24 protein-coding genes are annotated in these 24,837 nt (G+C 39.6%); 14 read left to right on the top strand and 10 right to left on the bottom strand.

Annotated elements, in window-relative coordinates; all coding sequences use genetic code 11:
• Positions 1-113 precede the first annotated feature (113 nt).
• Both HRT55_RS03310 and HRT55_RS03305 read left to right on the top strand, forming a co-directional pair.
• Positions 114-428 carry a TraR/DksA family transcriptional regulator gene (locus HRT55_RS03310; RefSeq protein WP_291618874.1) on the top strand — a complete coding sequence of 105 codons (315 nt, stop codon included), beginning with the start codon at positions 114-116 and terminating at the stop codon, positions 426-428.
• 31 nt (positions 429-459) lie between these two features.
• Entirely contained in the window at positions 460-711 is a 252-nt protein-coding gene (locus HRT55_RS03305) for a YdcH family protein (protein ID WP_291618872.1), read from the top strand.
• Positions 712-783: 72 nt separating this feature from the next.
• Here HRT55_RS03305 and lepB read toward each other — a convergent pair whose 3' ends face one another.
• Together lepB and tusA are read right to left on the bottom strand one after the other, a co-directional pair.
• On the bottom strand, positions 784-1,476 hold the full coding sequence (lepB, locus tag HRT55_RS03300) for a signal peptidase I (protein WP_291618870.1): 693 nt from the start codon (positions 1,474-1,476) through the stop codon (positions 784-786).
• 122 nt (positions 1,477-1,598) lie between these two features.
• Positions 1,599-1,844 (bottom strand): sulfurtransferase TusA, encoded by a 246-nt coding sequence (tusA, locus tag HRT55_RS03295; RefSeq protein WP_291618868.1) that lies wholly within the window; start codon positions 1,842-1,844, stop codon positions 1,599-1,601.
• Positions 1,845-2,027: 183 nt separating this feature from the next.
• Here tusA and HRT55_RS03290 point away from each other — a divergent pair, with 183 nt between their 5' ends.
• From HRT55_RS03290 to HRT55_RS03275, 4 genes are all read left to right on the top strand, one after another.
• On the top strand, positions 2,028-3,959 hold the full coding sequence (locus HRT55_RS03290) for a transglycosylase SLT domain-containing protein (RefSeq protein WP_291618866.1): 1,932 nt from the start codon (positions 2,028-2,030) through the stop codon (positions 3,957-3,959).
• Positions 3,960-4,111: 152 nt separating this feature from the next.
• Positions 4,112-5,443 (top strand): Xaa-Pro dipeptidase, encoded by a 1,332-nt coding sequence (gene pepQ, locus HRT55_RS03285; RefSeq protein ID WP_291618864.1) that lies wholly within the window; start codon positions 4,112-4,114, stop codon positions 5,441-5,443.
• 287 nt (positions 5,444-5,730) lie between these two features.
• Positions 5,731-6,348 carry a YigZ family protein gene (locus HRT55_RS03280; protein ID WP_291618861.1) on the top strand — a complete coding sequence of 206 codons (618 nt, stop codon included), beginning with the start codon at positions 5,731-5,733 and terminating at the stop codon, positions 6,346-6,348.
• Between the two features lie 58 nt (positions 6,349-6,406).
• Positions 6,407-7,858, top strand: a complete 1,452-nt coding sequence (locus tag HRT55_RS03275; protein WP_291618859.1) for a TrkH family potassium uptake protein — start codon at positions 6,407-6,409, stop codon at positions 7,856-7,858.
• A gap of 81 nt (positions 7,859-7,939) precedes the next feature.
• On the opposite strand, the gene HRT55_RS03270 is transcribed toward HRT55_RS03275, so the two are convergent.
• From HRT55_RS03270 to def, 5 genes are all read right to left on the bottom strand, one after another.
• Entirely contained in the window at positions 7,940-10,879 is a 2,940-nt protein-coding gene (locus tag HRT55_RS03270; RefSeq protein WP_291618857.1) for a hypothetical protein, read from the bottom strand.
• Positions 10,880-11,031: 152 nt separating this feature from the next.
• The gene (trkA, locus tag HRT55_RS03265; protein ID WP_291618855.1) at positions 11,032-12,408 is read right to left on the bottom strand and encodes a Trk system potassium transporter TrkA; all 1,377 of its coding nucleotides are present in this window, start codon (positions 12,406-12,408) and stop codon (positions 11,032-11,034) included.
• Positions 12,409-12,439: 31 nt separating this feature from the next.
• Positions 12,440-13,762: a 16S rRNA (cytosine(967)-C(5))-methyltransferase RsmB gene (rsmB, locus tag HRT55_RS03260; RefSeq protein ID WP_291618853.1), complete on the bottom strand. Its 1,323-nt coding sequence runs from the start codon at positions 13,760-13,762 to the stop codon at positions 12,440-12,442.
• An 8-nt stretch (positions 13,763-13,770) separates the two neighbouring features.
• Entirely contained in the window at positions 13,771-14,754 is a 984-nt protein-coding gene (gene fmt / locus HRT55_RS03255) for a methionyl-tRNA formyltransferase (protein WP_291618851.1), read from the bottom strand.
• A 43-nt stretch (positions 14,755-14,797) separates the two neighbouring features.
• Positions 14,798-15,304 (bottom strand): peptide deformylase, encoded by a 507-nt coding sequence (gene def, locus HRT55_RS03250; protein ID WP_291618849.1) that lies wholly within the window; start codon positions 15,302-15,304, stop codon positions 14,798-14,800.
• 155 nt (positions 15,305-15,459) lie between these two features.
• Between def and HRT55_RS03245 the strand changes: the two genes are divergently transcribed.
• From HRT55_RS03245 to HRT55_RS03230, 4 genes are all read left to right on the top strand, one after another.
• Entirely contained in the window at positions 15,460-16,548 is a 1,089-nt protein-coding gene (locus HRT55_RS03245) for a LysM peptidoglycan-binding domain-containing protein (RefSeq protein WP_291618847.1), read from the top strand.
• Positions 16,549-16,629: 81 nt separating this feature from the next.
• Positions 16,630-17,787, top strand: a complete 1,158-nt coding sequence (gene dprA / locus HRT55_RS03240) for a DNA-processing protein DprA (RefSeq protein ID WP_291618845.1) — start codon at positions 16,630-16,632, stop codon at positions 17,785-17,787.
• A gap of 10 nt (positions 17,788-17,797) precedes the next feature.
• On the top strand, positions 17,798-18,271 hold the full coding sequence (locus HRT55_RS03235; RefSeq protein WP_291611280.1) for a DUF494 family protein: 474 nt from the start codon (positions 17,798-17,800) through the stop codon (positions 18,269-18,271).
• A 121-nt stretch (positions 18,272-18,392) separates the two neighbouring features.
• Entirely contained in the window at positions 18,393-18,953 is a 561-nt protein-coding gene (locus HRT55_RS03230) for a topoisomerase DNA-binding C4 zinc finger domain-containing protein (RefSeq protein WP_291618844.1), read from the top strand.
• A gap of 87 nt (positions 18,954-19,040) precedes the next feature.
• On the opposite strand, the gene HRT55_RS03225 is transcribed toward HRT55_RS03230, so the two are convergent.
• Entirely contained in the window at positions 19,041-20,198 is a 1,158-nt protein-coding gene (locus HRT55_RS03225; protein ID WP_291618843.1) for a 5-(carboxyamino)imidazole ribonucleotide synthase, read from the bottom strand.
• A gap of 10 nt (positions 20,199-20,208) precedes the next feature.
• Positions 20,209-20,691, bottom strand: a complete 483-nt coding sequence (gene purE, locus HRT55_RS03220) for a 5-(carboxyamino)imidazole ribonucleotide mutase (RefSeq protein WP_291618841.1) — start codon at positions 20,689-20,691, stop codon at positions 20,209-20,211.
• 191 nt (positions 20,692-20,882) lie between these two features.
• Here purE and HRT55_RS03215 point away from each other — a divergent pair, with 191 nt between their 5' ends.
• From HRT55_RS03215 to HRT55_RS03200, 4 genes are all read left to right on the top strand, one after another.
• A complete protein-coding gene (locus tag HRT55_RS03215; protein WP_291618839.1) occupies positions 20,883-21,434 on the top strand; it encodes a Sua5/YciO/YrdC/YwlC family protein in 552 nt (183 codons plus the stop codon).
• A 164-nt stretch (positions 21,435-21,598) separates the two neighbouring features.
• Positions 21,599-22,273 carry an OmpW family outer membrane protein gene (locus HRT55_RS03210; protein ID WP_291618838.1) on the top strand — a complete coding sequence of 225 codons (675 nt, stop codon included), beginning with the start codon at positions 21,599-21,601 and terminating at the stop codon, positions 22,271-22,273.
• A gap of 122 nt (positions 22,274-22,395) precedes the next feature.
• Positions 22,396-23,229 carry a shikimate dehydrogenase gene (aroE, locus tag HRT55_RS03205; RefSeq protein WP_291618836.1) on the top strand — a complete coding sequence of 278 codons (834 nt, stop codon included), beginning with the start codon at positions 22,396-22,398 and terminating at the stop codon, positions 23,227-23,229.
• 8 nt (positions 23,230-23,237) lie between these two features.
• The gene (locus HRT55_RS03200; RefSeq protein ID WP_291611295.1) at positions 23,238-23,471 is read left to right on the top strand and encodes a hypothetical protein; all 234 of its coding nucleotides are present in this window, start codon (positions 23,238-23,240) and stop codon (positions 23,469-23,471) included.
• A gap of 37 nt (positions 23,472-23,508) precedes the next feature.
• On the opposite strand, the gene HRT55_RS03195 is transcribed toward HRT55_RS03200, so the two are convergent.
• A complete protein-coding gene (locus HRT55_RS03195) occupies positions 23,509-24,048 on the bottom strand; it encodes a gamma carbonic anhydrase family protein (RefSeq protein WP_291618834.1) in 540 nt (179 codons plus the stop codon).
• Between the last annotated feature and the right edge of the window lie 789 nt (positions 24,049-24,837).

The following is a 24,837-nucleotide window of genomic DNA, read 5'->3' as shown; positions in this document are numbered from 1 at the left end:
TACTAATATTAATAATGACGTGAATAATTTGAGCTAGATCAACAACAAGAAAATAGATAAGCGTAAGGTAAATATAAGAGCTGATATAGATACTGACCAATAAGGAGCTACTAATGCCAAGTAAAGAGATAACGATATTATTGGAAAACAAAAAAACGCAGCTAACCAAGCGAATTGCTGCGATAGAAGCTGACTTCCATAAAGGACGCTCGCAGGACTTCGCTGAACAAGCAACCGAAACCGAAAATGACGATGTCCTCGATGAAATTCATCACGAAGCAAAATTAGAGCTAACTTTAGTCAAGTCAGCATTACAACGAATAGCTGAAGGTTTATATGGACACTGTGCTGAGTGTGATGAGCTTATTAACCCAGACAGATTGTCGGCAATACCTTATACAACGAAGTGCATTAATTGTGCACTATAAACCGATTTTTAAATAACTTTTGGAGCAGAGAATGACATTAGAGAAGCATGATTTACACCACGAATTTCCAAATTTAACAGATGAAATACATTACCTGAAAATGAATGATAATCACTTTGCTAGACTATTTAAGGACTATCATGAAGTTGACCAAGAGGTTAATCGTATTGAACAAGGCGTTGAGAACACTAGTGATCAATATTTAGAGGGAAGAAAGAAGCAAAGGCTTAAACTAAAAGATGCACTCTTTGTTATGCTGAAAAAAGTCCAAGTTCCCGCATAGCGGTAGTAAAAAAACTAAAATATAAATCCCCATGCCTTAAACGAGGTTGGGGATTTATTTTTGGAAGTTATACTAAATATTATAAAGGTCTTGGAAGAAGCGTTGTGCTCGGGGCAGATAATAATTATCGTAATCAACAGAAAAGGCAATTGCTGTAGCTTTGCCTCGTAACTCATGATGAGGGACAAAGCCATAAACACGAGAGTCTGCACTATGACGACGATTGTCACCTAACACCAAATAATGTCCCGCAGGTACTTTTATTGGGGCAAAGTTACTCAGCCTATTACTGGCGTTGTTATCAATACTTACCCGATGTTGGATGGCGCCTAAGTTTTCTGTTGCTGTGATTACTGCTGGTGAGCCTTGCGGTAATTTGATTTTACGCGAAGGTTCAAAAGCTAGCTGCTGGCCGTTGATTTTAAGTACTTCATCAGTCATTGATACGATATCACCAGGTAGACCCACGACACGTTTAATTAATCTAAGATCAGCCGCTTTCGATTCAAATACTACTATCTCACCACGTTGTGGAGTATTAATAGAAATTAATGTTATATCAGTGAAAGGTAGCCGTAAGTCGTAAGCCATTTTATTCACCACTATGCGGTCACCGACTTGAATGGTGGGTTGCATTGAGCCGCTAGGCACTGAATACCAGTCAGCAACTGCACTACGAAATACCGACATTAATAAAATAAAAAGCAGAAGCTGCTTATTACTTTGTAGCAGGGAAAGAAACTTATTATTACTAGGTTTTACCATTGTGTTTTACTCCATGTATGTATTAGCTATCACTAGCTGTCCCGTTTAAGGCAGTACATTTAAGAGAAAGTTCCGTGTGGAAATACTTACTTACAACTTGGTAATAAAAAGTTAAGTGCTTGTTAGTTTTTTTTTATAACATAGAGAAAAGGCAGAGTATCGGTCTGCTTGGCCAGAAGTTCATGTTCCATGAAACGACAAAAGCTTGGAATATCTCTAGCGGTAGAAGGGTCATCACATTTAATTAATAAAGTTTCGCCGCTAGCAATTTTTCTAATATTCATACGCACCATCATTACTGGCTCTGGGCAGCGTAGTCCAATAGCATCGAGGGTATGATCCGTTTGTTGAAAAATAGTTAGAGACATAACACATACATTATTAAAATTAGTTAAAAAAGAATTATACCTTATTCAAGCAATTCGACATAAGAAATAAAGTAAATACGACTTTGAAAAATTTAGCTTCAACTATACTCAATCTATCGTAATAAGTTAGAAAAACGATGAAACTTTTCCGCATAAATTTATATGCCGACTCCTGAGGTGCCAGTGAAAAATACAGTTAAAATTTTACTCTTGTCTGCTTTTACCTTTGCCTCGATAAATATGTCTAAAGCAAATGACAACCTGAAAATAATGACAGATATCGGCCAGCAAAAAACCTTTTTAAAGGCCGAAAAACTCTTAGCGAAAAGCTATTCTCAGCAATATAAAAATCTATATAACCAACTGTATTACTACCCATTGCAACCTTACTTAGACCAACGACGCCTTAGTGAAACCATGCAGTTATCATCTGCAGGTGAAATTGCGGTTTTTTTAGAAAAATATAGAGATTCACCATTAGATTGGCCACTTAGAAAGGCGTGGTTAAGGTATTTAGCAAAAAAAAATAAAGGCACACTCTTTCTCGAGTTTTACAAAAAAACTAGCAATACCGCGTTGACCTGTCAAAAGCTACAATTTTCATTAGCGGCGGGTATGCCAGCAAGTGTGGTGCTACCGCAAGTAACAAAATTATGGATAGTGGGTAAGTCGTTAGATAAAGTTTGTGACCCACTAATTAAGCAGTGGCAACAAGCTGGCTATAGAACCGATGATGTTGTCTGGCAGCGGATAACTTTAGTGGCTGATGGCGGTAAACATTCATTAATCCCTTATTTAACCGGGCTTCTTCCTAAAGAGCAGCAATACTTGGGGCGATTATGGCATCAAGTAAGGCGTGATCCGGCAAAAGTGGCACGGCAAGATAAGTTTATTAAAAAATCGGCCAAAGAGAGTCAAATTTATACTTATGGTATTAAGCGTTTAGTGTGGCGCGACCCCAATAAAGCATTGGCGAGTTATAAACAGGCGCAGCAAGATTTTAGCTTTTCAGCAAGCCAAAGCCAGAAAATAACAGAGAAGTTTGCAGTCGCTTTAGCCAGTAAAAACCACCCTCAAGCACGAGTTTGGTTGGAAAAATTAGATCCGGTAAATGTAGAACCTAGTATTATGCAATGGCAGTTAACCGATGTATTGAAGCAGCAAAATTGGCATTTAGTATTGCAAGAGCTAGCCAAAATGGCGTCAAGATATAAAACAAAGCTACAGTGGCAGTATTGGTATGCAAGGGCGCTGATTGGCACTGGTGAATTGGAACGCGGTCAAGACGTTATGAGTGAGCTAGCCACTAAACGTCATTATTATGGTTTTCTAGCTGCAAGTTACTTAGAAACACCGGTCAGTTTACAAAATAGTCCATTAGCGATCACTAGCCAGGAAAAAAATGGTGTATTGTTGCACCCAGCAGCGAAGCGGGCTTTTGAATTTTACTACTTAGGTCGTTATGTCGAGGCGCGTAGAGAATGGCGTTATTGGCTTAGCCAACTAAATTATCGGGAAAAGCTGGTTGCAGCAAAATTAGCTAATGAAAATGGCTGGTTTGACCGCGCTATTTTCACTTTAGCTCAGGTCGGTTATTTAAATGATGTCGAGTTACGTTTCCCAAAAGCCTTTGATAAAAAAATAAACCGACATGCACAGCAGCAAGACATAAATCCTGCTTGGGCTTTTGCTATAGCCAGGCGTGAAAGTTCGTTTATGACCGATGCTCGCTCACCCGTAGGAGCTAAGGGCTTGATGCAGCTGATGCCCAACACGGCCAAACAACTGAAGCGCGGTAGTCTCAGTAGAAGATATCTTTACAATGCAGAGAACAACATCCAACTTGGGACAAAGTATTTACGCAAGTTACTAGATAAAAACAAAGGAAATCAGATTCTTGCTACTGCATCTTATAATGCAGGCCCTTATAGAGTCAAAAAATGGCTAAAAAATACTAGTGCCATGCCAGCCGATATTTGGATAGAAACGATCCCGTTTAAAGAAACACGAAACTATGTAAAAAGCGTATTAGCTTATCAAGAGATTTATCAGCACCAGCCGGGGCAGGTTAGTCGAGTTTTTGAGCAAGTCATTAATATGAATATTGGTGATTAATTAACGCATAGCTTTCAGGTGAAATTTGCAAAGTTTTATCCACAAATTGAGCGCATTTAGCTCGAGTGTTTCTTCTGTCAATAACCAGGCCTACTAGGGATATGCTATCATGAGGGAAATTTCTTGATGGCCGTCTTTCGGAGACCGAATATATGACAACACTTAATGCTAAGTTGGCTAGCCAATATCCAGCTCATATTACCCAATTACAACAGATGACTAAAGCCGTACTGGCACGTGAAAACTTAGAAGGTTTAGTTATTCATTCTGGGCAAGAAATTAAGGCTTTTCTCGATGATAACTGTTATCCATTTAAGGTAAACCCACACTTTAAATATTGGTTACCATTAATTGAACTGCCAAACTCTTGGCTGGTGATTAATGGGGAAGATAAACCGACACTGATCTATTATCAACCCGTGGACTTTTGGCATAAAGTCACTCCGTTAAATGAAAGCTATTGGGGTGAATATTTTAATATTAAGATTTTAACCAACGCCAGTGAAGTCGATAAGTTACTGCCTTATGACAAAAAGGGCTTTGCCTATATTGGTAGTCATATTGAAGTTGCCACGGCATTAGGCTTTGAAGCTATTAATCCGGAACCGTTACTTAACTACATCCATTATCATCGTGGTTATAAAAGTAAATATGAGCACGAGTGTCTTCGTCAATCTAATGCTTTAGCGGTAAAGGCGCATCAGGCAGCTCGCAATGCTTTTTTTCAAGGTGATAGTGAATATGATATTCAACAGGCTTACCTTAAGTCTATCGGTTATGGCACTAACGATACACCATACGGCAATATTGTCGCGCTAAATAAAAACTGCTCAATTTTGCACTATATGTCTTTAGATAAAGTGACTCCACAAGTGCATCAATCATTTCTTATTGATGCTGGTGCTAATTTTAACGGTTATGCAGCAGATATTACCCGTACCTATTCATATAAAAATGATAAGTTTGCCGAGCTAATTGCTCGCATGGATCAATTGATGCTTAATGCCGTATCAGGATTAAAACCTGGCGTAAGTTATGTTGACCTTCATATTGAAACACACAGAGCCATTGGCCAAGTTTTGCGTGACTTTAACTTTATCAATGTTGATGCGGATACTGCAGTTGAGTCAGGTATTATTTCTACCTTCTTCCCACATGGCTTGGGTCATCATTTAGGCCTTCAAGTTCATGATGTTGGTGGTTTTATGGCTGATGAACGAGGTACTCATGTTAATACGCCTGCTAGCCATCCATTTTTACGTACTTCTCGTACGATCGAAGCCAATCAGGTGTTTACCATTGAACCCGGTCTATATTTTATTGATTCATTGTTGGCAGATTTAAAAGCGTCGGCTAATGCCGATCAAGTTAATTGGCAAAATGTTGATGAAATGCGCTGTTTTGGTGGTATTCGAATTGAAGATAATATTATTGTTCACCAATCCCATAATGAGAACATGACCAGAGATCTAGACTTAAGTTAAGCTCAAGGGCTGTTGAGCTTTCGAGATTATTTTACAGCCGTTCGTTTGATGTTTAGATAAAGCAGAGCAGGTGAAATGTAGCTTGCTACATGAACCTGCGATAACGTGGTCTAAATTTTAAACAAGCGCTGCCTTTCGGGTTCATTTAAAGCGATTTTACTCATTGTTACTCGTTTTTCATATAGAACAACTACATTACAAAAATCGTGCCGCGATTAAAGTCGCTTTAATTTGAATAAATTTTAGCCCTGACAGATCAACAACCCCTAGATAAGAAGCAAGCTATTGTGACTCAGTCCTTTCCTATCGCGATTAATCATGTCGAAGATGAACTCATTGTTAATCGCAGTCGTTTTATCTGCTATTTACGCCCCTGTGGGGATATAGCAGAAGCAAAAGCCATGCTCAAAGAGCTACAAAAACTTCATCCGCAAGCTAGCCATCATTGCCATGCATTTTTAACTAAAGCGTCGGATGATAGCCAAGGCTATGGCTTTTCTGATGATGGTGAACCGAGCGGGACGGCGGGGAAACCTATGTTAATAGCCTTGCAAGGTGGTGGTATAGGTCAAGTTTGTGCGGTTGTTGTCCGGTATTTTGGAGGCACTAAATTAGGTACTGGTGGATTACAAAGGGCATATGGTGGCAGTGTTCGCCAAGCCATAGCATTTTTGCAGTCAAAAATTAAAATAGCTATGGTGCACAAAACCTTAGCATGTCAATATAGCCAAGTAGATGATGTTTTGCATTTACTTAGGCAAGTTGAGGGTCAAGTAATCACTCAAGACTACCAACAAACAGTCATTTTTACACTCGCCATTCCAAGCCAAAAATTGGCTTTAATGCAGGATAAGTTACACACATTGTCATCCGGACAATTACAGTTCTACAAAACGGATCAATAAATTAGTCCGATTGGTATTAACCACTCTCGAACAATAAAGCGAACAAGAAAAATAAAACGTGCAATATAAAAATATTATCCGAATTCTAGGTTTGTTGGTTGCGTTACTGAGTGTGACCATGCTGCCGCCGGCATTAATTTCATTAGTCTATCGCGATGGCGGTGGCTTATCTTTTCTTCTGGCTTTTCTTTGGTGTCTCGGCACCGGGTTCTTGGCTTGGTATCCTTACCGTTATGAAAAAACCGATCTTAAAGCGAGGGAGGGTTTTTTAATTGTTGTGCTCTTTTGGTTAGTATTAGCCAGTTTCTCCGCGATTCCGCTGATGCTGTTAGATCAACCTAACCTGTCGATTACTGATGCCTTCTTTGAATCCTTTTCCGGGTTAACGACCACAGGGGCAACTATTTTAAATCACATAGATGATTTACCCCACGCGGTTTTATGGTATCGCCAGCAATTACAGTGGTTAGGAGGTATGGGGATAATTGTTTTAGCTGTTGCGGTATTACCCATGCTCGGTATTGGTGGTATGCAGTTATATCGAGCTGAAACACCAGGGCCAGTGAAAGATTCAAAAATGACGCCTCGTATTGCCGATACCGCAAAGCACTTGTGGTATATCTATCTAGGTTTAACTATTGCTTGTGCGTTTGCTTATTGGCTGGCTGGCATGTCGGGCTTTGATGCAATTTGCCATGCTTTTTCGACCATTGCTATTGGTGGGTTTTCTACTCATGATGCCAGTATGGGTTACTTTAATAGCCCTGCGATCAATTTAGTCTGTGTTAGCTTCTTACTTATTGCTGGGGTGAACTTTGCCTTGCACTATGCGGCAGTACAAAATAGATCACTGAAAAACTACTTCTTTGACCCTGAGTTTAAAGTATTTATCGGCATTCAAGTGGTGTTGATATTGATCTGTTTTACTGTGTTAATAAGCACTGGCACCTATCAAGATGCCGACCAAGCACTCGACCAAGCACTGTTTCAATCAGTCTCTATTAGTACTACTGCGGGATTTACCACAACCTCATTTGCTGATTGGCCAACGTTATTACCTATGTTACTTATATTTTCGAGTTTCATTGGTGGCTGTGCCGGTAGTACCGGTGGCGGTATGAAGGTTGTACGTGTGGTACTACTTTATTTACAAGGTCTTCGAGAGTTAAACAAGTTGGTCCATCCTAGAGCTATCTTCAGTATTAAGTTAGGTCGAAAAGTTTTACCTGATCGCGTAGTTGAGGCAGTATGGGGATTCTTTTCTGCTTATGCGGCAGTGTTTGTCATTTGTATGTTATTGCTACTTGCTGCCGGCATGGATAACGTCACCGCCTTTACCGCTGTTGCTGCTTGTATTAATAATCTAGGTCCAGGACTTGGGGAAGTGGCTGCTAACTTTTCAACGATTAATGATATGAGTAAATGGGTATTAATCATGGCAATGTTGTTTGGCCGTTTAGAGATATTTACCCTGTTAGTTTTATTTACCCCTGGATTTTGGCGCACATAAAGTTCAGGCACACATCAGTAAAGTGGTTGTATATACATACCCATAATATGTATATACAACCCAAATATTTAACTGAAATTACTACCACTTATAACTAAAAGCAACCCAGCCTTGCGTATCTGAACTATCATTCTCTGGGTTTACCTGCGCTACTCCATAATTAATGGCCAAATTAGTTAAGCCAGTAAAACCAAAATCATTAAGCAAGGTACCTTTAATGCCGTAACTATCGATAATGGCTTGTTCTGCCATTTTGTGTCGAGTATAAAATATCTCAATAAAACCTAATGGCAGGTAAGCTTGATAAGCTTGATAGTCATTAGCTGTTTGTCGATAAAAGGCTAATTCAGGTGCTAATTGTTTGTTTAGGTGTGCTTTCTCTTGGATTAATGTTGAAGAGTAACCGCCTAAACTGAGTATATCGCCGGCATCCTCTGAACGTTGCGCCCATAGATATTTAAAGCCTAAACCATAATTATGAATATGCGCACTTAAGTTAACCAAACCATTACTACCGGTATAACTACCGTCATTACCATTAACTTCAGCTTGTTCATCTTTAGCGGTAATGAACTGGGCGTTTAGTGTTTGTGATATGCCCCAGCTCTGTTGGTCATGAGACCAGCTTTGCTCAAGACCCAGAGCAAAAGATTGACTGGAAAAATCTACATCTTGGCTATTTTTAAAACTTGCAGCCTGCACTTGGGCAAATACATCTATAGCAAATGTTTCTACGCTATAGGGGTAACGTGCTTCTAAAAACAGTCCTTTCTCAGTTGTTTTGCCTAAGGCTAATGCATCACTATCTTGCTGGTCTATTTTTAAGTTAAACAGATAACTGTGAGCAAGTAATTTAATCGGCCAGCCTTGCCAGCGAATTGCGGCTGAGGCTCCCGAGATAATATTGCTAAAGACATCTTGGCTGGCGTTTACCTGCCAATCAAAGCGGGAAAGCACATCGCCAGACTTATAACCAACTTCAAACATACTACTACTGGCGGAATAAAAGCTTTCAGCCAGGGTTATTGTGCCTTTTTGCGGACCTATGCCATAAGTTGATTGTTCGCCAAGGCTTTCATCTATAACAGTACTTGCCTCTGCTAGCTTTATGTTGCCGGCTAAATCATTGGTGATTGCCGAGCTTATCGTAGTGTTGGTGATTACTTTTTTATTGGCTTTGCTTAAATCAAGTTGATAAACATCGGGCCCTTGAGCATTAATAGCTAAATGCAGTAATTCATTATCGCCTTTTATCATAGGCCAAGTTATGACTTGCTTACCTGAAGTGACAGCAGATAATGTTTGCTTAGAAAAATCATATTGATATAAGCGAGTTGCACTATCTAAACCGGCAACAAAATATAGCAATTGTCCATCTGTAGACCATTCAGGGAAAGAAAGAAATTGGTAATTTTCAGGTAAGGGTACTATTTGCTCTTGATCGCTATCAAGTTGGCGAACTTTTAATTGCCATTTATTGTTCAAACTTGAACTGACATAAGCAAAGCTTTTAGACGGTGAGCCATCAATAGTTGGTCTAAGTCGCGGGAAATCGTAGACTTTTCCGAGGCTTTTTACTGTTAATTCAGCGGTTACTTCGCCTAATGAATCAGGAACTAAACTTACTTTTACTAATTGTGAATAGCCAGCACGGCTTCGCTCAGCAATGATAAATTGACCATTTTTGCTAATATCAAAGCGACGTATATTAGCGCTAGTTGTTAGCTGCTTGATGGTATTGCTCGGTAAATGCCAAGAAAATATATCTTGATGGTAACTATATTTATCCGCTAAGCTGCTTGCCCCATAAATTAGCGTGTCATTATCGAGCCAGCGCGGATTTTTAATGCCACGGTTATTTCTTTGGTTTAAGGTATAGGCAACTTCACGCTTAAAAACATTGGGTGCTTTATCGGCAATATCTTGCGGGTCGTCAGCTAATACCTCTTCAGTATTTTTGCTGAATTTCTCAGCGGCTTCGGTATTGTCACTGGTTTTATAGACTTCTAGTTTAGTGGTTTTACCTTCATCGTTTCTTTGAGTATCAACGATAGCGAGGTAATCACCTCGGGGACTTAAACTTGCATCACTGACATAGCCAGATAAGTCTAACCATAACTTTGAGCGACTATCCTCGTTACTGCGAGCACTTAATTGCGCCTCATTTTGCATGGCTTTATAGGTGTATTCAGCAACAAAGCGCTGATAGAGGTTTTTGGCTGTGTCAGGAAATACGCCTTTAAAGGCTTGTTCGAAATCACGTTGTTCAACGGCAGACCAACGTGTCCAAACGGCATCAAGAGTTTCTTCACCGTAATTCTCTTCTAACCACTGTAAATAACGGACACCCACTAAGTAAGCCATAGAGCCAGACATGAAGCTATCGTCGCCTTCATTGAGTTGCTTATAGCTGGGTAAGGCGCCTTGGCGAGCAAACTGTTGAATGATAGCTTCAACATGGTTGTTGAATAAGCGACCTCGGCCGGTGAGCTTGGACTCCAGTAAAGTGGCGTAACCTTCACTGACCCAGCGCTCACCATTAATTTGCGACGCATCAAAAAGATCGTACCAATTAGCTAGGCTGTTACGCCATTTACTGCGACTTTTTTGCGCCAAATGCACTAGATGCACATATTCATGTAATACCAGTAATTGCTGCCATCCGCTAGAGTTGGCAATGATACTGTCTGATTGTGCAGGGGTGGTAAATAAAGCCATATAAGGTCGATGACTTAACGGCAGGGCAAAGCCATTGGCAGCATTATAGGGATCGATAATATAAGCATCCACCTTTTCCGTTAAGACTCGACCTTGTTGGTCTTTGATTAATTGGCGGACAACTTCCATTTCTCTGGCACTTGATAAAGCCCATTGGCGATACTCTGGAGTGAAGTGCACACGAAAGTTTTCTGTTTCAAATGTTTGCCAATCTTGAGCACTATCAACTAATTCTGCTTGGCTAGTAAAGACTGTACTGGTTAAAGCTAAGGTAATAGCAGCGAGTACTTTAGATACTTTCATAAAAATCCTTTTTAAATTTGAGTTTTGTCTGATGTTTTTCTATAGGGTGAGAATGGGAAAGTAATATGTTCAGGTTATATCAGGGGATTATTACAGCTAATCAAGCTAAGGATAAGTGATTAGCTGTAAGTAATTATGTCAAGTAGAGTGGCTTAAAAGTAAATAGCACTGACTTGAAAGAGTTTTTCAATATCATAAATATAGCGTTTGTTAACTAAAAACAGTATTACGTGGTCTTCTTCGTGTATTAATGTATTTGAGTGGGCTATAAGTACTTCACTACCGCGAACAACTGCTCCTATAGTTGCTCCGGGAGGTAGCTTAATATTTTTAATGGCTCGGCCAACAACTTTAGATGACTTTTCATCCCCTTTGGCAACTATCTCTATCGCTTCTGCCGCACCACCACGTAGGCTATAAACATTATCGATTGCGCCACGCCTAACATGGGTTAACAGCGCCGAGATGGTTGCTTGCTGTGGTGAAATGGCAATATCAATAGTGCTGCCATGGACTAAGTCTATGTATGCATCGCGCTGAATAAGCACCATGGTTTTACGGACGCCAAGTCGTTTAGCCAACAATGATGACATGATATTGGCTTCATCATCATTGGTAACTGCAATAAAAATATCAAATTGGTCAATATTTTCTTCCATAAGTAGTTCTTGATCAGAAGAGTCACCATGAAAAACCAAAGTATCATTGAGTTCAGAGGTTAATTGTTCGGCACGTTTTTGTGAGCGTTCAATAAGTTTTACTTGATGATTCTTTTCTAAAATTCTTGCTAAGCCGGCACCAATGTTACCGCCACCGGCGATCATAATGCGTTTGTAAGCCGGTTCGAGCTTTTGTAATTCATTCATCACCGCACGAATATGAATACTGGCGGCAATAAAAAACACTTCATCATCAGCTTCAATAACGGTGGTGCCAAGCGGGCGAATAGGTTTACCATTACGATAAATTGCCGCTACTCGAGTATCAACATTAGGAATATGATCTCTTAATGCTGACAGCGCATGGCCAACCAGTAAACCACCATAGTAGGCTTTTACCGCAACTAGACTTACTTTTCCATCAGCAAATTCTAATACTTGCAGTGCGCCTGGGTAATCAATTAAGCGGGCAATATCTCGAGTCACCAGTTGTTCAGGGGCAATAATATGATCAACAGGAATGTGTTTTTTATGAAAAAGTTGCTCAGAGTATTTTAATATATCATTAGAGCGGATACGGGCAATTTTTTTCGGCGTGTTAAATAATGACGAACATATTTGGCAAGTGATCATATTAGTGGCATCGTCACTGGTAACAGCTATCACCATATCGGCATCTTCACCGCCGGCTTCTTTTAATACATCAGGATGGCAGCCTTGGCCAATAACCACTTGCAAGTCCATTTTATCCTGTAACTCGCGTAATTTTTCACCATCAATATCAACAATCGATATTTCATTATTCTCGCCAACAAGGTTTGCAGCTAAAGTACCGCCAACTTGTCCTGCACCCACTATGATTATTTTCATGTGTTACTTTTCTGCTTGTATTATATATATATTAATTGAGTTTTAATAATTTGGCGTAATAAAAACCGTCCATATTTTCACTATCAGGTAATAATTGCCAGCCGATTACATTTTCATCAGTATCAAGGTTATTATGGGTAATGGCAATTAATTGTGCATCTCCATTTTGCTCAATAAAACGAGAAATTTGTTGGCTGTTTTCTTCAGGTAAAACACTGCAGGTGGCATAAAGTAGTGTGCCGCCTGGTTTGAGTAACGACCAAATATTATCAAGAATCTGCTGCTGTAATATAACTAACTTATCAATATCGTCGGCTTTACGTAACCATTTGATATCAGGGTGGCGACGAATAACGCCAGTACCAGAACAAGGAGCATCGAGTAATATGCGATCAAATTGTTCACCGGACCACCAATCTTTACTGGCTGCATCACCAACAATAATTTCTGCGCTTAGGCCTAAACGATCTAAGTTTTCATGAACCCGTGTAAGGCGATCTTCTTCAATATCTATTGCCGTCATTGAGGCAATATCAGGTGTTTGCTCAATGATATGGCATGTTTTACCACCAGGGGCGGCGCAACAATCTAATACCACGTCATTTGGCTGACAGTCTAGTAAGCGGGCTGCTTGCTGTGCCGCTCCATCTTGTACTGAAACCCAGCCTTGATCAAAGCCCGGTAACTTAGCGACATCGAGTGGTTTAGCAAGGGCAATGGCTTGGGAGTTTTCTTCAACGTTAGCTATTTCAATTCCTGCCTCAATGAGCAAGGCTTGATATTCTTCACTAGTATGGTGCTGCTGGTTGGTGCGTAACCACATCGGTGGCCTTTGTTGGTTAGCATCTAGGATAGCTTGCCATTGCTCAGGATAACCTTGTTGTACTTTTTTAATAAACCAACCTGGGTGGTTATATTTTATTGGATCGGGTAGGTTTTTAGTTGTCTTATTTTCTAGTTTACTTTCGGCCTCAAGGGTACGAAGAAAACCTCTAAGCACAGCATTAACAAGCCCTTTCATGTGATTGTTTTTTAATGTCTTGGTAGCCGCAACGGTTTCACTAACCGATGCGTGATCTGGTATTCGCATGTATCTTATTTGATAAACGCCTACTAACAGTAAAAAGTGAAATACTCGCTGCTTACCCTTAATTGGCTTTTGCACTAAGTGACGAACATCGTTTTCTAATTCTGGTAGATAACGCAGTACGCCATAACAAATTTCTTGTAGTAAACCTTTATCTTTACCCATCAACTTATCTTGCTGTCTAGGTAGTTCGTCACTTAAGCTACGCCCTTGATCTATAACGGCGTAACAACACTTTGCTGCAAGAGCTCTTATATTAATTATCATTGTTTCTCTTAACCCAGCTTATTGATAGGACTGTCAACAGTGAACCATTCGCTGCGACCATTAAGGATATCTTTCACCGCTAATGCTTTTTTACCTGGCAGTTGCATTACTTCTAGGCGCAATACACCATCAGTTGTTGCTACGTCTATGCCTTGTTTATCCGCTTTTATTATAGTACCCGGAGCAGCGCTGCCTTGATATTCCTGCACTGAGGCTTGCCATACTCTTAATCTATGCTGCTTACTTTCTGATTCAGTGAAGGTAAATTGAGATACGGGCCAAGGGATATAGGCACGGATTTTTCTGTGCAGTTGGTCCGCACTGAGTTGCCAGTTAAGCTCAGCTTCTGTTTTGTCTAGTTTATGCGCGTACGTTGCCAGCTCATTATCTTGGGCAACATTGTGCTCGCTTGCTTGGTAATTAGGCTGTGCCATAAGTGCCAGTGTTTCTACTAAAGCACCGGGACCTAAATTGGCTAGTTTTTCATAAAGGCTTGCACTGGTGTCAGTATTTTCTATGGCACACTCGGCCGTTAATATCATATCGCCAGTATCGAGTCCTTTATCCATTTGCATTATGGTGACACCGGTTTTTTTATCACCCGCTTCAAGTGAACGTTGAATTGGCGCAGCACCGCGCCACTGAGGTAAAATTGAACCATGCACGTTAATACAGCCCAAGCGTGGCGCATTTAATATGACTTCAGGTAATATCAAACCATAAGCGACCACTACCATAATATCGGCATCATATTGAGCTAATTGTTGTTGGTCTGCTGCACTTTTAAAGTTAATAGGTTGTTCAACAATGATGTTGTGCTCTAGCGCTAACAATTTTGTTGCACAAGCAGTTAGCTTTTTGCCACGACCAGCGGGTTTATCTGGTGGACAATAAACGGCAACAACATTATGTTCAGAGTTAATTAATGCTGCTAAATGTTGAGCAGCAAAGTCAGGAGTGCCAGCAAAAGTTATATTTAATGGGGTAGCCAAGGGAGTATCCTATAATGGTAAGTATGTACTTACTTAGTTGTTGCTATTTATCTAAACGAGCTTCTTTTTCAAGCTTTTTTTGAATGCGTTGACGCTTTAACGGCGATAAGTAATCAATAAATAAAATGCCATTCAAGTGATCTATTTCATGTTGGATACAGATGCTTTGTAAGCCTGTGGCGTTTAAAGTGAATTCTTTACCCTGACGGTCAAGTGCCTTTACGGTGCAAGCATCATGGCGATCTACTTTGGCATAAGTCCCTGGTACGGATAAGCAGCCTTCTTCGTTGATCGATGTTTCCTCACTGCTGGCAATAATTTCAGGGTTGATAAGTATCATCGGCTCATCGCTATCTTCGGAGGTATCCATAACAACAATACGTTGATGGATATTGACTTGCGTAGCGGCAAGGCCGACGCCTTTCTCTTCGTACATAGTTGCCAGCATATCGTCTATAATTGTTGCTGTCGCATCAGTAACAGCGGTAACCGGTTGCGCTTTTGTTCTTAAACGCGGATCGGGGAAACGTAAAACAGTTAAAATAGTCATATTTTGTTAAAAGAATTAGCGATAATTCACCTAGAATGTTATGTTTTAATTATATACTCAAGTAACTGTAACTGAAACCTGCATTTTAAAGTCACTCGATATAACTAATAATTATAGTGCGTTATAGCAGTAAGTACGCAAAAGGAACGAGCTCAATGCTTAAAAAAATAATACTCTCGCTATCTTTAATGTCATGTCCATTGATTGCACTTGCTGATCAGATAAAACTTAATGATGACGCACCTAAAACACATGTGGTCGTGAAGGGTGATACGTTATGGGATATTTCAGCTCTGTTTCTTGAGCAACCTTGGTTATGGCCTAAATTATGGCGCTTAAATCCAGAAATTAATAACCCACATTTAATTTACCCCGGTGATATTTTAAAGCTAGTTTTTGATGAAAACGGTGAGCCTATGTTAGTGGTTGAACTGGCTAAACCTAGTTATAAATGGTCACCTAAGATTCGCCAAGAGAAGAAAAAAGACTCTGCCATTACCTTATTACCGCTAGAAGTTATTGCGCCTTTTATTCGCTATGATCACTTATTTACCGAAGATGAGTTAGACGCCTTACCTTATATAATTGGTAGTGATGAAGGCTATAGAATGAGCATCAAAGACTTTAAGGTTTATGTTAATGCTGATCTAGATGTAGCGCAAAGTTATGCTATTTACGATAAAGGTGAAGAGCTCTTCGATCCAGAAACCGATGACTCTTTAGGTTTTTATGTCAACTTAGTCGGTACCGGGCAGGTGTTAAAGCGTGGTGATATTGAAAATGATGTGCCATCTACCATGAATATTGGCTCGGTAAAAAGAGAAATTCATGCGGGAAACTATGTTGTACCTATTAATGAAGGGCAGCTATTACCAGCGGTTTTTTCAATGAAAGCTGCGAATAAATCATTACGTGGGGCAATTGTTAAAGCGACTAGTAATGGTCGTGAATTTGCCAAGCTGGAAGTTGTTATGATTAACCGTGGTTTGGATCATGATGTGACCGTTGGTGATGTTATGGCAATAAAACGTACTAGTCCTGCAGTAGTTGATACTGGCGATGGCCCTGCTTATGTTGCTGAAACATCCACTTGGAATAGAATTACTGGTGGTGATTATAAAATGCCAACAGAGAAATTAGGTGAATTAATGGTTTTTAAAGTCTATCAAAAAGCCAGTATGGCACTTATTTTACACACAGAAAAACCTGCCAGAATTAATGATTTAATTACTGCACCAGAATAACCCACTGTTAAATGTTTTACTTTCCTCTTTTGTATAAGAGATAGTTAAGCAGACCACTTGTTCTTAGGGAGAAGACAAGTAATGAATAATAACAGTAAAAGTAACAATGAATATTGGCTAGCTTTAAGGCTTGTTCCTCGGTTAGCCACTCACAAAAAAATAGCGCTGGTTGAAACCTTTGGTTTAACCGCGCTTTTTTCGTTTAATGATAAGCCTTCAGTGCTTACTTCTGCCAATGGCTTAAGTGTTAAACAACTTGGTGCTTTCTATCGGCCTAACTGGCAACAAATAAGCCAAATTATACAAGACAGTGCAAGCTGTAATAGTGAGTTAATTTGCTTTGATCATGCTTACTACCCGCAGTTATTAAAGCAAATTTATGATCCACCTTTGGTGTTATTCCTTCAGGGCAATGCATTATTACTCAATGCACGACAGCTCGCCGTAGTTGGCAGTCGTGCTGCTAGCGCAGGAGGTCGAGATACCGCCTTTTCATTATGCCAACAACTCGCTCAATACAGCTTTGTTATCACTAGCGGCTTGGCACTTGGTATCGATGCTGCAGCTCATCGTGGCGCCTTGAGTGAGTCTACCGGCACTATTGCAGTAGTTGCTACTGGCTTAGATCAAGTCTATCCAGCAAGACACCGTAGCCTAGCCGAACAAATAATTAAATCTGGTGGCGCTATTATTAGTGAGTTTGTTCCAGGCACGCCAGCTAGAGCAGGGCACTTTCCAAAAAGAAATCGTCTTATTAGCGGCTTGAGCTTAGGGGTCTTAGTGGTAGAGGCTGAATTAAAAAGTGGTTCTTTGATTACTGCGCGCTGCGCACTAGAACAAAATAGAGACGTTTTTGCTATACCAAGTTCTATTGAAAACCCGCAGGCTAAAGGTTGTCATTGGTTAATTAAACAAGGCGCTAAACTAGTTGAGCAATGTGCCGATATAATAGATGAGTTCGCTTTTGCCGATAAACCTAGTCTACACTTAAAGAGTGATGAACCGCCGTTAAAACCAGTTGAACAAGGCATTAACAAAGGAGCAAATGAAATAAATCAAAAAGGCTTGTGTAACGATGCATTGTTGGCTAGTGTGGGATTTGAAATTACTCCCGTTGATAAAGTAGTTTCACGAAGCGAACTTCCCGTAGAGGAAGTGTTAACTCGATTAATAATGCTTGAGCTAAGTGGTCTGGTAACTGCGGTGCCTGGTGGCTACATTAGAACACAAAGTATATAAGGGGCTAATTATGTTCGATATCTTAATGTATCTTTTTGAAACCTATATCCAAAATGAAGCAGAAGCTATGGTGGATCATGAGCTGTTAACCGATGAGTTAACACGAGCTGGATTTCACCAGGATGAAATATATAAAGCATTAAATTGGCTAGAAAAATTGACCGCGTTGCAAGACAGCGACGCTTATCCTTACCTTACCCGTGTTGGCAGCAAATCGGTACGCATTTATACCAGCGAAGAAATGCAGCTGCTTGATACACCAAGCCGTGGTTTTATTTTATTTTTAGAGCAAGTGAATGTACTTGATTTTACTACCCGCGAAATGGTTATTGATAGGGTGATGGAGCTTGATACTAAGTACTTCTCTATGGATGACCTTAAGTGGGTAATTCTTATGGTGTTATTCAATGTACCAGGCAAAGAATCTGCTTACTCCCAATTAGAAGATTTAATCTTTGAAGAACAAGAAGGGCCACTACACTAATAATTACTAGCAGGCTGACTAATAAATAGTAGAGTATTTATGTCAGCTGTCGCTCAGCATATTGTTTAGTGAGGTTTTGTGGCATAATAGCGCCATAATTTTTTACGCGCAAACGCCTATAATGTCTGAATCTGATAAACCGCTTTTTACTCACCATGAACATGCTTTAGAGAAAGAGTATCAAGTGTGTCCAGAATGTGGCTCAGAGTTGACTATAAAACGTGGTAAATCTGGAGCCTTTTTAGGTTGTGTAAATTACCCAAATTGTCAATATACCCGTGCAGTAGTAGAACATGAACGTGTAGAAAATAAAATATTACCGGGTAGTGAATGTCCATTGTGTTCCCATGAGTTAGCGGTGAAACAAGGTCGTTATGGTATGTTTATTGGTTGTAGTAATTTCCCTGAATGTCATCATATTGAGCAAGAGGCACAAGAAATCTTACAGGATGTGGCATGTCCAAGCTGTAAAGGTGGAGCATTACAAGAAAAGACCAGTCGTTTTGGTAAGAAGTTTTACTCCTGCGATGCTTACCCTAAGTGCAAGTTTGTTGTTAACCATGAGCCTATTAGTGGTAATTGTGAAAAGTGTCAATTTCCACTCTTATTAAAGAGAAATATGGCTGCCGGGCTTAAATACCAGTGTGCAGATAAAAAATGCTCTCATATGCAGAAGACATGACAAGGTTATGTAACTATCCTAGAAATAAAAAAAGACGCCTTTCTATATGTGAATAGGCGTCTTTTTTGTTATTAGCTACAATATTTATTACTTTTGCTTTGCTAAATAGTCTTTAGCGAAGTCGCTAAGATCAGGGAAGGCTTTATTGCAAAGAATATCAGCTAAACTTTGCAAACGCTGAGCAAGTTGCAATTCATTGTTACCGCTAACATTAATATGACCCATCTTGCGACCGACACGCTTGCTTTTGTTGTACCAATGTACTGAAGCACTTGGTATAGCAAGTACTTCGTTAGGAATACTATCCTCACCAATAATATTGATCATTGCAGTTGGACGAACAAGCGCTGTACTACCTAGAGGTAAATCACAAATTGCTCTTAAGTGATTTTCAAACTGACAGGTGTCAGCACCTTGTTGAGTCCAATGACCTGAATTATGTACTCTTGGTGCAATTTCATTTACCAACAGCTGATTGCCTACTTGGAAAAACTCAATTGCCATAACACCAACATAGTTAAGCTTGTCAGATATTGCTTTAAATACAGTACCTGCTTGCTCTTGTAGTTTAGTATTAACAGGGTTGGCAACGGATACACTTAACATGCCATCAGTATGATGATTTTCAGTCAGTGGATATACCGCAACATCGCCATTTACGCGGCGAACACCGACAAGAGAAATTTCGCGATCAAAAGGCACCATTTGTTCAGCAACAAGGCCTTGCTTGACTGTTGTCGTTGAAGCTTTTAGAAAGTCAGCCATATCTTGCCAAATTGCTTCGGCATCTGCGGCTACTTTTAATCGCCATTGGCCTTTACCATCATATCCTTCTAGTGCGCTTTTAAAGATAATAGGTAAAGATAAGTGGCTAATTGCTTTATCAAAGTCTGCTTTTGAGTTAACAAAATAATGCTTGGCATTGGCAACATCACAAGATTCAAGTAATGCTTTCTCTAATCGTCTATCACCACCAATCTTAATGGCTGCACTCGTTGGAAAAAGCTTTCCTGATAGCTCACACTCAGCAAGTACGTCATGGGCTACATGTTCAAACTCTGCGGTAATGACATCGGCATCACTAATGCCAGCTTTTAAATCGCCGTATATGTATTTCGGAGCAAGAGGGCGTACAACCTTGTTACTTAATACATCTAGAGCTTTAACATCCAAGTTTAAAGGTGTGCCCGCTAATTCCATCATGCGAGCTAATTGACCTGCGCCAAGTACTAGAACTTTTTTCATAATGCTGTGCTTATTCTGCCGGGTTTGGGTTAGCAAGTATGGTTTTGGTCTGTTTTTTACGAAACTGTTCGATATTTTCTTGGATTTCAGCGTCATAAGTACCAATAATTTGTGCCGCAAGTAAACCTGCATTAGCAGCACCTGCATTACCTATAGCTAACGTACCTACAGCGATACCTTTTGGCATTTGCACAATTGATAATAAAGAGTCTTGTCCATTAAGAGCTTTAGATTGCACCGGTACACCTAAAACAGGTAAAGAGGTATAAGCTGCAGCCATACCAGGTAAGTGAGCAGCACCACCAGCACCAGCTACAATTACTTTAATGCCTCTGTCTTTTGCACTTTCAGCATACTCGGCAAGTAGGTGAGGGGTGCGATGTGCTGAAATAACCTTGGTCTCGTACTTTACACCTAAAGAATCAAGCATTTCTGCTGTGTGTTGCATTGTTGGCCAATCTGATTTTGACCCCATGATGATACCGACTGTCATGAATGTATGCCCTTTAAAAAATAAAATGGTCTTCGGGTACGAAGAAAGTAGAATTTAGAGCTGCAATTATAACCTTCTTTATCGCAATACGGAATCGAGAAGTGTTTTATCGATAAATTAATCCATCATTAGGTATTTCTGCTGGGGGTTTGGTAATATTGTCATTAATGTGATTATTAGAAGGCTGGTCTGTGAACGAAACAAATGTAGTTGATGCTTTTAACCGTGGTGGCATTATTGCCTACCCAACAGAAGCGGTGTTTGGTCTCGGTTGTGATCCCGACAACGAAGAATCACTTAAGCGGCTGTTAGCACTAAAAAAAAGATCCGCAGAGAAAGGCTTAATATTGCTTGCTGGTAACTACTCTCAATTACTCCCTTACATTGACGACAATCAAATTCCGCAAGATATGCGCTTTACTGTCTTATCTAGATGGCCAGATGGCATCACTCAACTCTTACCTAAAAATAAAAAGCTATCACCATTATTATCCGGTAAATTTGACACTATCGCGGTAAGAATAACCAGTCAGCCAGACGTTGTTGCCCTGTGCAAACAAACTAATAAGCCGATAGTATCGACTAGCGCTAATTTATCGGGTCAAGAGCCAGCTAAAACATGGCAAACACTGTCACCACTATTGCTTGAAAATCTCGATTTTATTATTAAAGGTGAGACCTTAGGACACAACAAGCCCTCACAGATAATTAATGCGTTAACAGGAAAGGTGATTAGAGTTTAATTTTAAGCTGAAAAGGGCTAAGAACAGCAGCGACAGACCAAAAACTTGATCAAAATCAATATTAAAGCACTTTCAAAAAGTTCACTTTAAAAGTTTGCGCTGAATCAAACTTTATTAAATCATTGGCCTTATTATATCCATAATTAATTTAAGGATATAATATCATGAAAAAAACGTTATTAACTCTAGCCCTATTCTCATGCACTTCAACAGTAGCTCTAGCTAACCAAGCTGGTGACATATTAGTTCGTGGTGGTCTAACAATGGTTGCACCTGACAGTGGTAAGACTCCAATTTTATTAGGTGGAAGTGCAGACAATGGAATGTCACTTACCGTAGATGATAATACTCAACTAGGTTTGAACTTTGTTTACTTTTTTGACAGTAACTGGGCAATCGAATTACTTGCTGCAACACCATTTACCCATGATGTAACACTTCAAGATCCTAAAGGTACATTACAAGCTGATGGAGCACAGTTAGCAGAAGTAAGTCACTTACCACCAACATTAAGTGCTTTGTACTATTTTGATACCGGCACTTCACTTAAGCCATACGTTGGTATTGGTTTAAATTACACAATATTTTTTGATGAAAAGTTTTCAGATACAGCTGCAAGTTTGGGCTTAAGTAACCTAGAACTAGATGGCTCTTTCGGTTATTCAGTTCAAGTAGGTGCTGACTATCATATTAATGATAAGTGGCATGTAAATGCATCAGTTCGCTATATTGATATCAATTCAGATGCGACATTTGATTTTGATGGCGATAGCATTGGTAGTGCCAGTATTGATGTTGACCCTATGGTTTATTCAATCATGCTGGGTTATAAATTTTAAACGGTCTTTTTAGCACTCAAAACAAAAAGCAGTAACTTATATAAAAGGGTTACTGCTTTTTTGTTTTCATTAATTGTTGATTCAGTTAGGCTGTAGCCATACGTTAACTTCTGCCAATAACTATGACTCAACAAAATCCAGACCAATACCTCGTTTACGGAAATCCGATCGAACAATCACGCTCGCCAGATATTCATCATATATTTGCCAGTAAAAGCCAACATAATATCAGCTATAAAAAACAGCTAGTGGCTCTTGATGATTTTTCTACGGCAGTTAGTGATTTTATTAGCCAAGGCGGCAAGGGAGCAAATGTCACTGCACCTTTTAAAGAACAAGCACTTAGATTAGCCGATGTTTTGACTGAACGAGCCTCTTTAGCGGGTGCTGTTAATACACTTACCTTTAAAGAGGGAAAGATATTTGGTGATAACACCGATGGTGAAGGCTTAGTACAAGACTTATTAATGCATGGCGTTATTTTAAAGCAAAGCAGAATTTTGATATTAGGCGCAGGTGGTGCTGTTAGAGGTGTGCTGTTACCAATGCTTGCGCAAAACCCTGATGCGATTACTATTGCGAATAGAACGGTAAGCAAAGCAAAGGACCTTTGTCAGCATTTTAGCGATGAACGACTTAGTGCTTGTAGTTTTGATGAAACTACAGGGCAAGAGTTTGACCTGATAATAAATGCCACCTCGGCGAGTTTATCTGGTGATTTACCACCTATCCCGGCATCGATAATAACAACTACAATGATCTGTTACGATATGGTCTATGGTAAAAATAAGACGCCATTTCTTCAATGGGCAAGGGAGCAAGGTGCCCTTAAAGTTATTGATGGCTTAGGTATGTTAGTAGGGCAAGCCGCGGTAAGCTTTGCTATTTGGCGCGGCGTAATACCAGATGTGCAGCCAGTAATTGATGTATTAAGAACTGCTATTAAAGAAGGATAGGAGGCGAAATGAATCAGGCAATATTATTTAACGATGATTTAGTATTTGATAAGGAGCAGGATGCTTGGTGTTTTACCGCATTACTCTCCGGTCAATCGGTGACTATATACTTTCATTCAATGCAATTAAAGCGATTGGATGAAATAGACAATTGCACAAAATTTGATTTAGAAGAGATAGTTGAACTCTGGCTCGAGAAGAATGAACCAGAGGGAAATACTATTAATATACAAATGCGTTAATTACCTTGTTCACTCAGGTATTTATTCATTAACACAATCACTCACTAAGATAATCATTTTTTAGTTCGACATAGTTTATGGCTGACTGTTTAAGAAAGTTCGCTTCACTTTCCTTTAAAGGTCTAACTTGTTTTACCGGATTACCGACATATAAATATCCACTGATTAATGTTTTATTTGGTGGAACTAAACTACCGGCACCAATAAAAACATCATCTTCGACAACAACACCGTCCATAATTATAGCACCCATACCAACTAGTATACGGTTACCTAGCTGACAGCCATGCAGCATACATTTATGACCAACAGTTACATCGTCGCCAATAACTAAGGGGTTTCCCTGTGGGTTACTCGGGCTTTTACGGGTGACGTGTAAAACACTACCGTCTTGTATATTCGTACGAGATCCAATGGTAATTGTGTTTACATCTCCTCGGGCAGCAACAAGCGGCCAAATACTGACATCATCAGCTAAGCTAATGTCTCCAACTAAAACGGCAGAATTATCGATATAGATATCAGAACCAAGGGAGGGGAGAATACCTTTATAAGGACGTATGTTAGTTATACTCATATAGCACCTATTGCAATACTGCAATTTAATTGAATGGCAAGTGAGAGTAAAAATAACATAGACAGTCAATAAAACCAGTATTAGAGCAGCTTAGTATTCAAAAAACCTATAAAGATAAAACTAAGTAATTGAAATAGGAATACTAAAGTCGAGTGAGTAATGAGCGTATCGAGGTAAACTCACACAAGGGCTGTATGAAAGTTGAACTAACGGTGCTTTAATACAATTTTAGGTGAAAAAATGGTTGACCTAATTATAAAAGTGTCTAAAATGCGCATCCAGTTCCAAGGGGTAACCCAAAGAACTGTTTTGATAAGTTATCTTCTACCTTTTAAGGTGAATAAGTTAACTTAACGTTCACTTTTGAAATTTATTTAAAATAAACGTTGACATCAAAACTAGGAAGCGTATTATACGCATCCTGCTTCGGGGCAACGGCAACGAGCAAGGCAAATTAAGTTCTACTTACTTTGCTAAGGTGAAGAGCGAATGCGACTCTCATCTACTTCTTAATTTTCTTAAGAAGTTCTTCTTTAACAATTAGTTATCATGCAATTTGTGTGAGCACTCACATTAATGTTGTTTTACATAGTTTTCCTTTCGGGGAGAACAAAAACGCTTAATGAATGATGTTCATGCAAATAAATATAGTTACTTATTTCTAGCGAGATAGGTAGCGACTATGTAATGCGCTATTTACTTAGGTAGATAGCACGACAGAATTCATTGAGCAGTAACACATCACTTGTGATGAGGTTACACAAACGATTTTTAATTGAAGAGTTTGAT

This window comes from Colwellia sp. (genome assembly GCF_013214175.1).
Classification (GTDB): Bacteria; Pseudomonadota; Gammaproteobacteria; order Enterobacterales; family Alteromonadaceae; genus Colwellia.
This window is presented reverse-complemented; position numbering and strand designations above follow the sequence as displayed.

Coding starts and splice junctions, on each gene's coding strand:
- HRT55_RS03310 (WP_291618874.1), top strand. CDS start 114: ATGCCAAGTAAAGAGATAACGATATTATTGGAAAACAAAAAAACGCAG.
- HRT55_RS03305 (WP_291618872.1), top strand. CDS start 460: ATGACATTAGAGAAGCATGATTTACACCACGAATTTCCAAATTTAACA.
- lepB (WP_291618870.1), bottom strand. CDS start 1,476: ATGGTAAAACCTAGTAATAATAAGTTTCTTTCCCTGCTACAAAGTAAT.
- tusA (WP_291618868.1), bottom strand. CDS start 1,844: ATGTCTCTAACTATTTTTCAACAAACGGATCATACCCTCGATGCTATT.
- pepQ (WP_291618864.1), top strand. CDS start 4,112: ATGACAACACTTAATGCTAAGTTGGCTAGCCAATATCCAGCTCATATT.
- HRT55_RS03270 (WP_291618857.1), bottom strand. CDS start 10,879: ATGAAAGTATCTAAAGTACTCGCTGCTATTACCTTAGCTTTAACCAGT.
- trkA (WP_291618855.1), bottom strand. CDS start 12,408: ATGAAAATAATCATAGTGGGTGCAGGACAAGTTGGCGGTACTTTAGCT.
- rsmB (WP_291618853.1), bottom strand. CDS start 13,762: ATGATAATTAATATAAGAGCTCTTGCAGCAAAGTGTTGTTACGCCGTT.
- def (WP_291618849.1), bottom strand. CDS start 15,304: ATGACTATTTTAACTGTTTTACGTTTCCCCGATCCGCGTTTAAGAACA.
- HRT55_RS03245 (WP_291618847.1), top strand. CDS start 15,460: ATGCTTAAAAAAATAATACTCTCGCTATCTTTAATGTCATGTCCATTG.
- dprA (WP_291618845.1), top strand. CDS start 16,630: ATGAATAATAACAGTAAAAGTAACAATGAATATTGGCTAGCTTTAAGG.
- HRT55_RS03235 (WP_291611280.1), top strand. CDS start 17,798: ATGTTCGATATCTTAATGTATCTTTTTGAAACCTATATCCAAAATGAA.
- HRT55_RS03230 (WP_291618844.1), top strand. CDS start 18,393: ATGTCTGAATCTGATAAACCGCTTTTTACTCACCATGAACATGCTTTA.
- HRT55_RS03225 (WP_291618843.1), bottom strand. CDS start 20,198: ATGAAAAAAGTTCTAGTACTTGGCGCAGGTCAATTAGCTCGCATGATG.
- purE (WP_291618841.1), bottom strand. CDS start 20,691: ATGACAGTCGGTATCATCATGGGGTCAAAATCAGATTGGCCAACAATG.
- HRT55_RS03210 (WP_291618838.1), top strand. CDS start 21,599: ATGAAAAAAACGTTATTAACTCTAGCCCTATTCTCATGCACTTCAACA.
- aroE (WP_291618836.1), top strand. CDS start 22,396: ATGACTCAACAAAATCCAGACCAATACCTCGTTTACGGAAATCCGATC.
- HRT55_RS03200 (WP_291611295.1), top strand. CDS start 23,238: ATGAATCAGGCAATATTATTTAACGATGATTTAGTATTTGATAAGGAG.
- HRT55_RS03195 (WP_291618834.1), bottom strand. CDS start 24,048: ATGAGTATAACTAACATACGTCCTTATAAAGGTATTCTCCCCTCCCTT.